This window comes from Desulfomarina profundi (assembly GCF_019703855.1).
Lineage (GTDB): Bacteria > Desulfobacterota > Desulfobulbia > Desulfobulbales > Desulfocapsaceae > Desulfomarina > Desulfomarina profundi.
The window spans coordinates 359,171-371,683 of the sequence record NZ_AP024086.1; the positions used below are offsets into that span (position 1 = coordinate 359,171).

The window sequence follows — 12,513 nt, forward strand, 5'->3', positions numbered from 1 at the left end:
TCAATTCAATGGCATTTTGAGTTGTTTATTTTCCTGAAGGAATGTTTTTCCCAGTTTTTTGACCCATTTTCTGTTGTCAAATTCTGATTCTACAAATTTTCTGCCATTTTGTATGAGGGTACTGCGCAGATCCTGGTCCCTGAGAATTTTTAAGGTCGCTTCTGCCAGCAGGTCCGGTTGGGAGGGAGGAACCGTAAGACCTGTCTGTCCGTTTATTAAAATCTCAGGAATGGCTGAAATATTCGTTGAAAGGGCGGGGACGCCCATTGCCAGGCTCTCAACCAGAACATTTGGAATTCCATCACGATCACCATTTTCAGCGATTCTGCAGGGAAGAACAAATGCATCGCTCTTTTTAAACTGCTCTATGACTTCTTCATGGGTCCGGGTTCCCAGCCAACAACAGCAGGAGTCGAGGCCGAGGGATGAAATGAGCTGCAGAATTGCATCCCTGTCATCACCATCTCCGATAAGTGTATGTTTGAATACTACACCCTTTTTTTTCAGAATGTTGAGAGCGTCGTACAAGACCGGTAAACCTTTCTTTTCGGTCATCCTGGCTACGGTCATTATTTGATAGGGTTCTTTTGGGGTAACCTGTGCCCTGGTCTGCTGAAAAAGGCTGATATCTATACCGTGATAGATTCGAAAAACTGGTGTTGCAGAGCTGCCGGCAATTTTTTTCAGGTATTTTTCATTGTACGCCGTGCAGGTTGTCACAAACCTTGCCAGTTCAATTTTTCTTTTCAGTTTTTTTTCGGCAGAAGTATAAATATCCTTGGCATGGGCTGTGAAGCTGAAGGGAATTCCAGAGAGGAGCGAAGCAAACAGGGTGACCGAAGTGGGTGAATGGGCGAAATGACCATGGAGATGGACAATATTCGGATCTTTCATCAGGAAGTTATGGGTCAGATAACCACCCTGCAGCAGGTGTTTAAGGGTGGCCAGGTTTCCTTTGCCAGCGGTTGACTCCCTGCAGCCGACCAGGGCGGTGAGGAAATTTTGCGGTCTTTTAACTGCCAAGAAAGTGTTGTGGTAAAGAAGGGTCGAGAAATTTTCAAAAAGTTCGGTGGGAAGATATTCGACCTCTGCCTGAATTTCTTTCACTGAAGCATGACAGAAACTTTCCCTCGGTTTTCGCATGGGAAAGAGACGCAGAGTGAAGCCCATTTTCTCAAGGAGCAGTATCTCATTGGAAATAAACGTTTCGGATATTCTCGGGTAACCTTTAAGTATATAGCCTAATACCGGTTTGTTCTGGTTTGGAATCATGGCGTGGTATTTCTGTGTTCGTGAGGTTGCCCTCCGTTTACCTGATGCTCCTTTTTAAAATATTTAAGGCGCTTCATCATACTGTCCAGACCGGAAAGTTTGAAAGATTGAATGGTATTGACATATTTCTCGCGATTGTTACAGAGGGTCATGATCTTGTTTCGCAGGATCTGAGGGGTCACTTCAGTCCATGGAATATAGTCAAGCAAGCCTTGTTTTCTCAATCTTTGGGCGCGGATAAGTTGTTCTTTTCTCGGTGTCTGCCTGGGAATAATCAGGGCAGGAGTATGCTGGGTCAGAATTTCACATATGGTATTATAACCACCCATGGAAATAACAAGATCAGCAGCGGCAATGAGTTCTTCCAGTCTGGGGTGAAACGGCAATGTTTTTATACCGTAGCGTCTCGCCCGTTTTTTTAGTCGTTCTCTTATTTTTTTCGGCATGAACGGTCCGGTAATGATGATTGTTTTAAATGGGAGAGAAGCAGGGTAGTAATCGTGCATTGAAATAAAATGTTCCAGTACCTCCGAGCCGTCGCCGCCACCTCCAGTGGTTACAAGGATAAATTTGTCATCATCAAGGATCCTGTGCCGCCTGCGGACCATGGATTTGGTGCCGGAGGGAAGCTGTTTTCTTGGTATATATCCTGTGAACCTGATTTTTTTGTGAAGAGTTTCCGGCATGTCATACATTTCCACCGGATTGTAAATCTTTCTGTCGCCATATACCCATATTTCATCATACAGGCTTTCCAGGTAGGAGTAGACGTTTTTTTCTCTCCAGTCTTTTTTAATTGTTTTTGCATCATCCAGAATGTCTCTCAGACCGAGAATGGATCGAGTTGACAGACCGGAATCTTTCAACCAGCGAAGAGTAGGTAGCACCTCCTTTTTCAGACCGAGGGGCTCTTTGTCAACAATAAAAAGATTTGGACGAAAAGTTTTTGCCGTAGCGAGGATGATATTTGTCCGGATGGAAAGTGCTTGTTCCTGGTCAATTCGAATGGAAAGAGATCTGTACTCATCGTTTGTTTTTTTTATCATTCCTGGGATTCGTACAAAGTCCACTTGCTGGGGAAAAGAAAAACGTCCTGCGATGGGTGATCCGGTGAGAATAAGTATGTTAGTGTTATCATCCCGAAGATGATTTGCTATCGCCATGGTTCTGCGGATATGACCCAACCCGTAGGTGTCATGGGAATACATGAGTATATTAAAAATGGGTGAAATCCGTTTTTTCGCCATGGTGCAAAAAGAGCAAAATTTCAAACTGAATTCAGACTGAATTCAGAAAAAGTATTGGCTTCAGTGAAAAGGAAACTCTTGACTCTTATTCGAAGAGAGTAGACTTGTCAAGGCGTACCGAGGTTTCTTTGTGCTTCCTGCTGGAAGAAGTAGAAAAAACTGATCGCCTGCGAAACTCACTTGGTTTTTGAATATCAGGTAGAGTTTTGCAGGCGATCAGAAAGAAAAACAGTTAGAAACTCATGGTAAGTTGATTGCTGACCATGATAATTGATTCCACATCACTGTAACTGCTTCGTTCAGTGAAAAGGTCGCCTGTATCCATATAGGCAAAATGAATTTCGTAGGACAGGTTATCAAGAAGTTTGTAAATAACACCCAGATTTGCTTCCCAGCTGGCTTCGTTTTCGTAGTTGATTGAGTCCGGAGCCCAGAGATTTCTGGTTAATCCAAAGGCACCATGAAGGGCAAGTTTACCCGTGGCGTTTATCTGTGCCGCAACAGCAATACCCCGGCTGTTTGCTGTATGGGGATTGGTTTCTACCCAGGAAACAGATCCCTCGTATTCGCTGTTCAGTATGTCCGCGGCAGTGCTTGTTATTAATAAAGGCTTGAAGTTCCTGGAAGAAGTGTTGGTGTTCAGTCCCTGAAGATCAAAAATTGCACCAAGATTATACGAGGTGACTTTATAAATGCTGTGTGTTCCGGAATCCTGCGCAAAAACGTTTCCGTGAACAAGAACCAGCAGCAAAGTGAGAATCAGGGTAAAATATTTCATTTTCGAAAAGATACTATCCAGACTTTTTGAAGAATAGTTTCAGGGAATTCCTCAGTTTATACAAAACGTCGAATGGTACAAAAATCTGTACTTAAATTCTAGCCTTGTATTCGAAAAAGTCAAGGGGAAAGTGTGTGCTAGAGGTTTTTTGCGGGAGGAAAGAAAAGCTGCTGAAACAGCAAGTTTTCTTGCTACTGAAACTGTTATACGATATAGATAGTGTCTGTTCGTAGATGGCGTTTTTGCCCGATTTCTGCGTCGCTATGAAAAACAAAAATGCTAACATATGCCTGATATGCTGCGCTTTTTTAAATCTATCGGTAGAGTTCTCTCTAGTCAAAGTGTTTTTTAAAGCAGGTTACATCAGGTGAACACTCACGGATTCAGGCTTTTTATTGATTTCCCGGTTGTCGGGGTTAAGGAGATTGTATGAGATACATAACTGTTCCGGTTATTATACTGGTTGCCTGTTTATGCCTGTCAGGTCCACTGTATGCAAAAAATGAGAGTGCTGCAAAAAAAATAATTTTTTCCGGATTCGATGTTGAGTCGGCCGGAAAATTTAAATATCTGCAGGATGGTATTCAGGCCATGCTCTTGAGCAGGCTTGCAGCAAAGGACGGTTTTGAAGTACTTGATAAGCAGGTGAGCAGTGCGGAGATAAAAAAACTTGAAAGATCTGGAGGAAGTATAGGAAGTGTCAGTTCTGATCTACAGGCTGATTACCTGGTTGTCGGGTCACTCTTTTCTCTTTCCAGGGGGTTGAATATACAAGTTATATTTTATCCTCTCGACTCAGGTTTAACAAAAGGAGTAGAACGGTTTTCAGTGGTCTCTGAAAGCGACTCGGTTTTGTTTGCAGGAATAAACCGTCTGGTGGAAGAGATTGCATTGAGAATTCTTGGAAATGAGCCGTCCCTTGAGAATTTTGAACGTGAGGAGGAAGGAAAAATAGCCAAAAAAGGTGCCGGGGCATTTATTACCGCACATCCGGAGATTGCCTATAAAAGGGGATTATATTCCGGAACAGTGATAGGGGTGGGAGATCGCGCAATTAAGGTCGCGACAAAAGGTATCAGATGGACGAAAGAATTCTCCTCTGAAATAATAGCCATGGCCGTAGCTGACGGAAGCGGAATTGACCCTGCCCGTATTTTTATTTTAAGCGAAAGGAAATTGAAGGTTTTTCGCTTACTTGGCAGGAAAATAGTGGAAACAGGGAGCACTGATCTTCCACCGTTTCTCCGTGTGCATGCCATGAATATTGCTGATTTGGATAATGATGGGGTGCAGGAAATTTATCTCAGTGCCACCCGTGGATTAAATGTTTCATCACGAATTGTTCGATGGACGGAAAAAGACGGATTTATAACTGTTTATAATAATATCCCCTGGTATATTCGACCAGTGAAACATCCTGAACAAGGATGGATTCTGGCGGGACAGCGCCGGGGAATGGATCGTACAGAGCTGGTTGAAAAAGGTGTTTTCCGATTACTTTCCACGTCAGATAAAACCTTCCAAAAAGGGAGAGAACTTATTCTTCCGGAGCATGTGAACCTGTTTGATTTCACCTATGCGGATATTGATGGTGATGGTGTTTTTGAAACAGCTGTTATTGATCAGAATGAGAAATTACGTGTGTACGATCAAACTGGCGGGTTGTTGTGGGTCAGCACGGAAAATTATGGTGGCAATAAAACATATATCGGGCCGAGCATTGGAGGTGCAAATGAACACAACAGGAGAACTAATTTTTCCGAGCATGAGGATACCGGCAGGCAGTTGATTTTTGTCCCGGGCAAAATCGTGGCGGTGGATGTTGTAAAACGAGGAAGGCAGGACCTGGTAGTTGTTAACAATATTGTCTCATCATTTCCGTTTTTCAAGAACTGGAGGATGTATGATGGTGGCTCAATCGTCGGATTAACATGGAATGGTAAAGCCTTGAGTGAAACCTGGAGGACGGGAAAGCATACGGGTTTTATTTCAGATTTTGCTTTTAAACTGAAAAACAACCAGCAGAAAGGGCATGGAGTTGCCACGCTTTTTATCGGGCAGATACCAAGAGCCGGAACCTTTGAGGCTCTGATTCCCGGTGGTGTCCGGTCAAAACTGAGTGTATATGAATTGGGATTTTCCATTAAAAAACAAATGATTGACAAGAAATAACCCGGGTATAAAAAATTATACTTACCGGTAAAAAAAACTTGACAAAGAAAATGGTGAGGTATAATCTACACAAATAATGTAATTTTCTTACTTTTTCTTTGTATTTGGAAGAAACCGGGCGTCGGAAGTTCCGATGGCCGGAGTAGGAGAAGGGGATACCCGGGCTTCCATTGTCGGAAGCGTAAAAATGAAATCAGGAGAGATAAAAAAATGAAGAAGATAATTGCTTCAGCAGTTGGTCTCGCGTTGGTCAGTACTGTTGCTGTAACTACAGCTTCCGCAGTAGAGAGTAAGTTCGGCGGTTACTGGCGTACCCGTGTTTTCAGCCAGAGTGATTTCAACAGCACCCGTACTTCTTACTGGCGTGTAGACAATCGTACCCGTCTTTATTACACCGCTAAATTCAACGACGATTTCAAATTTGTCAACAAGTTTGAGTTTAACACCAACTGGGGTGATAACACTGGTGGTGATATCGGATCTGACGGAACAGGAATCTGGAGAATCAAGCACTCCTACGCTGACTTTAATCTTGGTCCTGTAAATACAAAAATTGGTATTTTCGGTTCTACAATTGCACGTGGTTTTATCTTTGATGATGACCATTCCGGTCTGAAACTGACCGGTAAGTTTGGTAATGTAACTGTACCTTTTCTCTGGATTCGTGCGGAAGGTGAGTATACCAATAGCAGTGGTCGCGACAATGACATCTTTGCAGTAACGCCTTCTTTCAAGGCTGGTGATGCTCTTAAAGTCACCCCATACTTTGTTTATCAGAAAGTCGCTAATGAAGAGACCGATAACTGGTACCTTGGTGCCGATGTTGATCTGAACATGGATGCCGTTTCTGCCTGGGGTTCTTTCATTTATGAAGGTGGAACCAAAAATGATCTGGACAATAAAGGTTTTCTCGTTGCAGCCGGTGCCAGTGTAAGTGTTGTTCACGGTCAGGTTTTTTATGCAACTGGTGACGATAATGCGGCTGATGGTGACAATGATGCCTTTGTAGGTGTTCCTGGTGCAATTTACTACTGGGCTGAGATCATGGGCTGGGGTACTTTTGACAATGCTCTTTCCAATGGAGCTCCTGCTGCAATAAGCAATATCATGGCAGCTAACGTTGGTGTAAAAATCAAGCCAATGGATAAACTGACCCTGAATGCTGATGTATGGTATGCTGCTCTTGCTGAAGATGATGCAAATGGTGAGACTGATCTCGGTACAGAAGTTGACTTGAAAGTCACCTATGCTCTGATGGATAACCTGAATCTTGACCTCGTTGGTGCTTACCTGTTCGCAGGTGACGCAACTGGCGATGATGATCCGGTTGAAGTTGGTGCCCGTCTTTCTCTCAAATTCTAATTTGACAGAATCAGACATCAACTTGATGTAACTGTATGAAGGCCTGGTGTTAATCACCAGGCCTTTTTTGTTTGTCTACAGTATAGAAGAAATATGGAAAACCAGATTGTACCGGGCCATTCAAACAGCATGCGCTGGTTGATTCTGTTGTTGATAATGGGAGGAGTTTTTCTCTCAACAATGGACAGTGGCATGGTGAATATCGCATTGCCCACTATAATGGCGAGTTTTTCAGTAAACCTGGGACAGACCAATCTGGTAGTTATTATTTATCTCCTGACCATTACCGCAACCCTGGTTTTCTGGGGGACTGTTTCAGACCGATTTGGTAAAGGGAGGGTATATCTGGCGGGTCTTGTGACGTTCTGTTGTGGTGCGGCAGGATGTGGTTTTTCCTCCAGCTTTGGTTTTCTGTTGTTCGGAAGATTTATACAGGCCCTGGGTGGTGCGATGATGATGTCTTCCGGTCCCGCTCTGATCAAGGCAGTATTCCCGGCAGAAAATATCGGCCAGAGCCTGGGCCTGATAGGTATAGCCACGGCATGTGGCTTGATGCTTGGACCACTTGTCAGCGGTTTGCTTCTGGTACGCTATTCATGGCAGTCTATTTTCTTTGTAACTGTTCCGGTTGCTGTAATCCTGTATTTGTTCGGACGGTTTTTTCTCTGGAAAAGTATACATACTCCCCGACAGAACACGTACGGAGATTTTGACTGGAAGGGCAGCTCTTATTGGTTTTTTCTGGTCATTACTCTGGTTGTTACTCTGAACGCGTTGCAATATTTCCCGATTCTTGCAGGTTCTGGTGGTGGTCTGCTTTTTGTTGTACTCTCAGTCAGATTTGTCAGGGTTGAAAAAAACGCAATAAATCCAATTATCCCGATGGAGCTTATTCGGGAGTATTCAATTTTTGTTGCACTGTTTACAGCTGCAGCCTCCTTTGCAGCTCTTTTTGTTGTCCTCGTTCTTCTCCCGTATTATCTTAAATTCGTTCTTTTGCTTAAGTCAGACAAAATCGGCATCGTGATTATGGCATTACCGGCTACTTTGACAGTTGTGTCGCCTCTTTCCGGTTACCTTTATGACAGAATTGGTGGTCGTTATTTGACAACAGCAGGACTTTTTCTCTGTGCCGTTACCCTGTTTCGCATGGCTTATCTCTCCTCCGGGACAGGCTTGGTCTCTATTGCTGTAAATCTTGCCTTGCTGGGTGCCGGACAGTCACTGTTTCTTTCTCCAAACAGTGCGTCAGTTCTCTCCCTTGTGAGTGATCGTTTCAGTGGTATTGCTTCTGGAATTCTTGCTACGGCCAGGAATTTTGGTATGGTTTTCGGCACGACTCTGGCAACGGTTCTGTTCACCTTTTTTATGAATTATTACGGGGATGGGACGAGACTTGAAAAATATAGTGCGAAGAACGAGGTTGATTTTCTTCTGTCACTGAAGGCAACGTTCCTGGTTGCCGCATTTCTGGTTTCTGCCAGTGCGGTGTTATCTTTTTCAAGAAGAAATTGAATGATCCCCAAATGATTTTGGCAGTGTTATCATTACCTCAGTACCTCCAGTCTTAGCATCCCTTATAATAAAATCGCCACCATGTTCCTGAATGATCCGATCTACAAGCGTCAGGCCCATGCCATTTCCGAATGCCTTCGTCGTAAAAAACGGGTCTTTTACATGATTGACCGTGTCCGTAGAAATGCCTGTACCGCTATCCAATATTTTTATGACTACTGTTTTTTCTTCCTCCTGGACTTCTATTTCGAGTATGCCGCCCCGGCCATTGCCTCAATGCTGTTTCTGATCAGGTGGAGAAAAGCCTGGCGTATTCTTCTTTCATTTAAAAAAAGAGTCGGACCTTTTCCGTCAAGATTCAATGCATAGGTAATACTGTTCCGTTTCATGGTGGCATAAAAGGCCATAACACTTTTTCTGATAAGTGGAAAAAGAGAAGTTTTTTGAAGAGTGTATTCTCTGCTTTCTACTATGCTAAACAGGTCTTCGAGAGTAGATTCAATTTTTGCTGTTTCTTTGGTGATGATATTGAGAAATCTGACAATGTAGGAGTCTGAGGTTTTCTTTGCAAGTAATCGGGAGGTGGCTCCAATTGAGGTCAATGGGTTGCGTATTGCATGGACGAGTTGGGCGGCCATCATTCCTATTGCGGAAGAGCGTTCCGCTTCAACCAGCAGATCTTTATTTTTTTCAAGTTCTTCTGTCACCTGTTCCAGTTCTGCAATTTTCCTGACCATACCTTCGTGGAGATGGCTGTGCTCAATAGCGAGGCTTGCCTGGCTGGCGAAAATCTCAAGATCGGACATGTCCTGATCAGTAATGGGGGTGCGGGTAACGAAATTATCAACAATAATGACACCAAGAGATTGTGAGGGCGAATAGAGTGGTACAATGGCAAAGGAGTCCTCCCCAAGGACCTTGAGCAGGGACTGTGGCACAGTATCGTCTCCAGCCATACCATCTATTACCTTGATTGATTTTTTATTTCTGCATGATGCTATCAGGATGTGATCGTGGTTGTCAGCTTGAATTCTGAGAGTTTTTACAATGTTATTTACTGTCAGGTCTTCTTTTATTTTTTTATTTTGGATAATTTCCAGTATATCATCAAGTTGAAGTCCGTCGGCCTCAATGGCCTGCCATACCTTTCCAGCCTCTTCCCTGGAGGAAGGGCCAATGGCTAGTCTTCCTTCAAGATAGCTGCAGTCTTCATTGAACAGGGCCATAAACGCCCTGTTGAATTTCAGGCCATCATCGGAAGTAATACCTACAAGTATTGCCTGGAGTATACCATCCAGTTCTCCTGTATTGAGGTAGGCGGAATTCATTTTCAGGTTGAGCTGATGGAGGAACTGCATGCGGGAGTTTGCCTTCTGCAGCTGTTCCTGGTACAGGCGGTTATTGATGGCAAGTCTTCTTTTCTTCAGGGTGACATTGACAGTATGTAGAAAAAGTTCAGGGTTAACGGGTTTGGTGAGATAATCATCGGCGCCATGGCGCAGGCAGGCAAGAGCGGTGTCAAGATCAGTTGTTCCGGTAACCATGATGATACTGAGATCCGGGTGAGATTCGATGAGGTCTGGAAGGACTTCGTCACCATTCTTATCTGGAAGGCCGATATCAAGCAGGACAAGAGCTATTTTTTTCTCAGCCAGCAGCTTATACAGGCCGCTGCTGCTTCCGGCAGAGCATACCTTGAAACGCTGCTTTTTAAGGTAATGAGTAAGGAGAACCACAATTTCCGGAGAATCGTCGATTACTGCTATAGATTCCTCCCCTGTGACCAGATGGTTTATCGGGTCGGATATTGAGATAGTGTCGGGTGAGCCGTGTTGATTGTTCATTTGATGAGGTTGAATCTGAAATAATCCAGAATTCATGAGTATTCAAGTTGTCATGAATTCAGGGAGTTGATTTATTCCCGGGAACATGTATGGTTCATGATTCATTTGTAGCATAAAAGAGTATAATAGTGCAAAAGATATCAGAATATGTACTCAGCACCAATGAGGCACCTATCAATGATAGACCGGCTTGGTCGGATCAGTTGGCTCGGTCATTTATGTCTTCCGGGTGCAAAATACTGATGAAAATCCGACTGTGGCAAAAAACCTTTCGCTATGGAATTTTCAGATGAACAAAAGGCGGGGAGAGATCTTTTGAAACCGGGATTGACCGAAACGTTGGATGCAATTTTTGAAAATGATGGTTTACTGGCAGCCCATGTGCCCGGATACGAACCGCGCCGGGGACAGCTTGAGATGGCAAAGGCTGTACAATGTTGTCTCGAGGGTATGGTACAGGAGAGTGAAGAACCCGGGAATAATATTCTGGTTGTGGAGGCGGAAACTGGAATTGGAAAAACACTTGCCTACCTGATACCCGCGATTCTGTCTGGTAGAAGGATTGTGATATCAACAGCTACTCTGAATCTCCAGGACCAGATATTGGAAAAAGAAATTCCCCTTGTGGAAAAAATCGCAGGACGTGAGATTTCAGCACTCTGTATTAAGGGCCGGTCAAATTATCTCTGTCTGTACCGCTGGTATCAATACCGAAGCAATCCGCAGCTTTCTCTTGTGGATAATCCCCATATTGACAGGATTGATGAATGGCTTGGCGCTACCGTGTCCGGAGACAGGGCTGAGCTTGACTGGCTTGGTGAAGATTCAAACTTCTGGAGGAAAATTTCCACTCATTCCGACCAGTGCCTGGGGGGAGGTTGTCCGGAATTTGCGCATTGTTTTATTTCCGGCCTGCGAAAAAAAGCCGGCTCTGTTGATCTTCTCATTGTTAATCATCACCTGTTTTTTTCCGATCTGGCCCTGAGAAAAGGAGGATATGGTGAGGTTCTTCCACGGTATGAAGCTGTAATTTTTGATGAAGCCCATCACATTGAAAATGTGGCGACAACCTTTTTTGGCAGGAGTTTCAGTCAATATCAGGTTTTTGCTCTGCTGGCTGATATTGAGAAGATGGCGAAAGATGACCTTTCACCACAAGCCTGCGCTGAAGTTGACCAGATGATAACAGGAATGAAAGAACGGGTCAGGGTTTTTGCATCTCTTTTTCCAGTCAAATCCGGCCGGTTTTATTTAAAAGACCTTATAACTGACCTCACTGAGAAGGTGTGGCGAGACGAAGTTGATCTGTTAATCAGGGGATTGGAGGGGTTGAGTGACAGCATCAGCAGGTATGGTGAACATGGGGAATACTGGAGGTCTCTGGAACGGCGTGGCAGGGAACTTGTAAAGAATGTGCGGGACGTAGGGCTTCATTTTCTTGAAAATGATTATGTTCACTGGTATGAGAGAAGGGATCGTTCCGTTGTTCTGTCTGCAACCCCGGTCGAGGTGGCAAAGGAACTGAATGAATATCTTTATCCGCTGGTATCGTCCTGTATTCTGACGTCAGCAACGCTTTCTTCGGGAGGTAATTTTTCATATCTTCGCGCCCGGTTGGGGTTGGGCGATGAAGTGGAATGCCTGCAATTTCATTCACCGTTTGACTATGAAAAAAGGGCGTTACTTTATGTTCCCGATAATTCTTTTCCAGAACCGTCTGCCCCTGATTATGGGGATGTGCTGTGTGGTCAAATTCTCGATATACTCCGAATAAGCGAAGGAAGAGGACTGGTTCTTTTCACAAGCTTTAAGGGAATGGAGAGAGTGGCATCTTTTCTCGAAGATCGTTTTGATTATCCCGTGCTTGTTCAGGGAACTGCCTCCAGGCAGAGTCTCCTTACCCGTTTTCGTGAGGAGACACACTCTGTCCTGCTCGCTGTTGCAAGTTTCTGGGAAGGTGTGGATGTGGTTGGTGAATCTCTAAGTTGTGTTATAATAGACAAGTTGCCTTTCGAAGTGCCGACTGATCCGGTAATAGAGGCCAGAATTCAGCATATTCTGGAAAAACAGGGAAAGCCGTTTTTTGAGTTTCAGGTGCCTCGGGCAATCCTGGCCCTCAGGCAGGGAATGGGGCGATTAATGCGTTCTTCCACTGACAGGGGTGTTATTGCCGTGATGGATGTGAGGCTTTATAAAAAAGGTTACGGGGGATTGTTCCTGCGGAGCATGCCCCCTGCACCTGTTGTCAGGACCGTGCAGGAGCTCTCCGATTTTTTTAAACTATTTGATTAAATATTTTATCCTGTTTTCAGTATATTACTAA

Annotated in this window: 9 protein-coding genes; 4 read left to right on the forward strand and 5 right to left on the reverse strand. The window is 44.2% G+C overall.

The genetic code is table 11. From position 1 onward, the window contains the following. From LO777_RS01615 to LO777_RS01625, 3 genes are all read right to left on the reverse strand, one after another. Nucleotides 1–1,272, reverse strand: a complete 1,272-nt coding sequence (locus LO777_RS01615) for a glycosyltransferase (protein WP_228855843.1) — start codon at nt 1,270–1,272, stop codon at nt 1–3. Beyond that, on the reverse strand, nt 1,269–2,519 hold the full coding sequence (locus LO777_RS01620; RefSeq protein ID WP_228855844.1) for a glycosyltransferase family protein: 1,251 nt from the start codon (nt 2,517–2,519) through the stop codon (nt 1,269–1,271). Before LO777_RS01620 ends, LO777_RS01615 begins: the two co-directional genes overlap by 4 nt. 232 nt (nt 2,520–2,751) lie before the next feature. Then, the gene (locus LO777_RS01625; RefSeq protein WP_228855845.1) at nt 2,752–3,297 is read right to left on the reverse strand and encodes a hypothetical protein; all 546 of its coding nucleotides are present in this window, start codon (nt 3,295–3,297) and stop codon (nt 2,752–2,754) included. A gap of 429 nt (nt 3,298–3,726) precedes the next feature. On the opposite strand from LO777_RS01625, the gene LO777_RS01630 reads away from it, so the two are divergent. The 3 genes from LO777_RS01630 (at nt 3,727) to LO777_RS01640 (ending at nt 8,346) form a co-directional block, all read left to right on the forward strand. Next, nucleotides 3,727–5,469, forward strand: coding sequence for an FG-GAP repeat domain-containing protein (locus LO777_RS01630; protein ID WP_228855846.1), 1,743 nt, complete (start codon nt 3,727–3,729; stop codon nt 5,467–5,469). A 210-nt stretch (nt 5,470–5,679) separates the two neighbouring features. Continuing rightward, a complete protein-coding gene (locus LO777_RS01635; protein WP_228855847.1) occupies nt 5,680–6,831 on the forward strand; it encodes a hypothetical protein in 1,152 nt (383 codons plus the stop codon). A 93-nt stretch (nt 6,832–6,924) separates the two neighbouring features. Further along, nucleotides 6,925–8,346, forward strand: coding sequence for an MFS transporter (locus tag LO777_RS01640; protein WP_228855848.1), 1,422 nt, complete (start codon nt 6,925–6,927; stop codon nt 8,344–8,346). Here LO777_RS01640 and LO777_RS20870 read toward each other — a convergent pair. After that, on the reverse strand, nt 8,332–8,550 hold the full coding sequence (locus LO777_RS20870; protein ID WP_407929094.1) for an ATP-binding protein: 219 nt from the start codon (nt 8,548–8,550) through the stop codon (nt 8,332–8,334). The two genes, LO777_RS01640 and LO777_RS20870, sit on opposite strands and share 15 nt — an antisense overlap. A 38-nt stretch (nt 8,551–8,588) precedes the next feature. Beyond that, on the reverse strand, nt 8,589–10,190 hold the full coding sequence (locus tag LO777_RS01645) for a response regulator (RefSeq protein WP_228855849.1): 1,602 nt from the start codon (nt 10,188–10,190) through the stop codon (nt 8,589–8,591). 276 nt (nt 10,191–10,466) lie between these two features. Between LO777_RS01645 and LO777_RS01650 the strand changes: the two genes are divergently transcribed. Next, on the forward strand, nt 10,467–12,482 hold the full coding sequence (locus tag LO777_RS01650) for an ATP-dependent DNA helicase (RefSeq protein WP_228855850.1): 2,016 nt from the start codon (nt 10,467–10,469) through the stop codon (nt 12,480–12,482). The last annotated feature ends 31 nt before the right edge of the window (nt 12,483–12,513 follow it).

Bases quoted from the DNA above. Each gene is read 5' to 3' on its own strand.
- LO777_RS01615 (WP_228855843.1), bottom strand. From the start codon at position 1,272: ATGATTCCAAACCAGAACAAACCGGTATTAGGCTATATACTTAAAGGT.
- LO777_RS01620 (WP_228855844.1), bottom strand. From the start codon at position 2,519: ATGGCGAAAAAACGGATTTCACCCATTTTTAATATACTCATGTATTCC.
- LO777_RS01625 (WP_228855845.1), bottom strand. From the start codon at position 3,297: ATGAAATATTTTACCCTGATTCTCACTTTGCTGCTGGTTCTTGTTCAC.
- LO777_RS01630 (WP_228855846.1), top strand. From the start codon at position 3,727: ATGAGATACATAACTGTTCCGGTTATTATACTGGTTGCCTGTTTATGC.
- LO777_RS01635 (WP_228855847.1), top strand. From the start codon at position 5,680: ATGAAGAAGATAATTGCTTCAGCAGTTGGTCTCGCGTTGGTCAGTACT.
- LO777_RS01640 (WP_228855848.1), top strand. From the start codon at position 6,925: ATGGAAAACCAGATTGTACCGGGCCATTCAAACAGCATGCGCTGGTTG.
- LO777_RS01645 (WP_228855849.1), bottom strand. From the start codon at position 10,190: ATGAACAATCAACACGGCTCACCCGACACTATCTCAATATCCGACCCG.
- LO777_RS01650 (WP_228855850.1), top strand. From the start codon at position 10,467: ATGGAATTTTCAGATGAACAAAAGGCGGGGAGAGATCTTTTGAAACCG.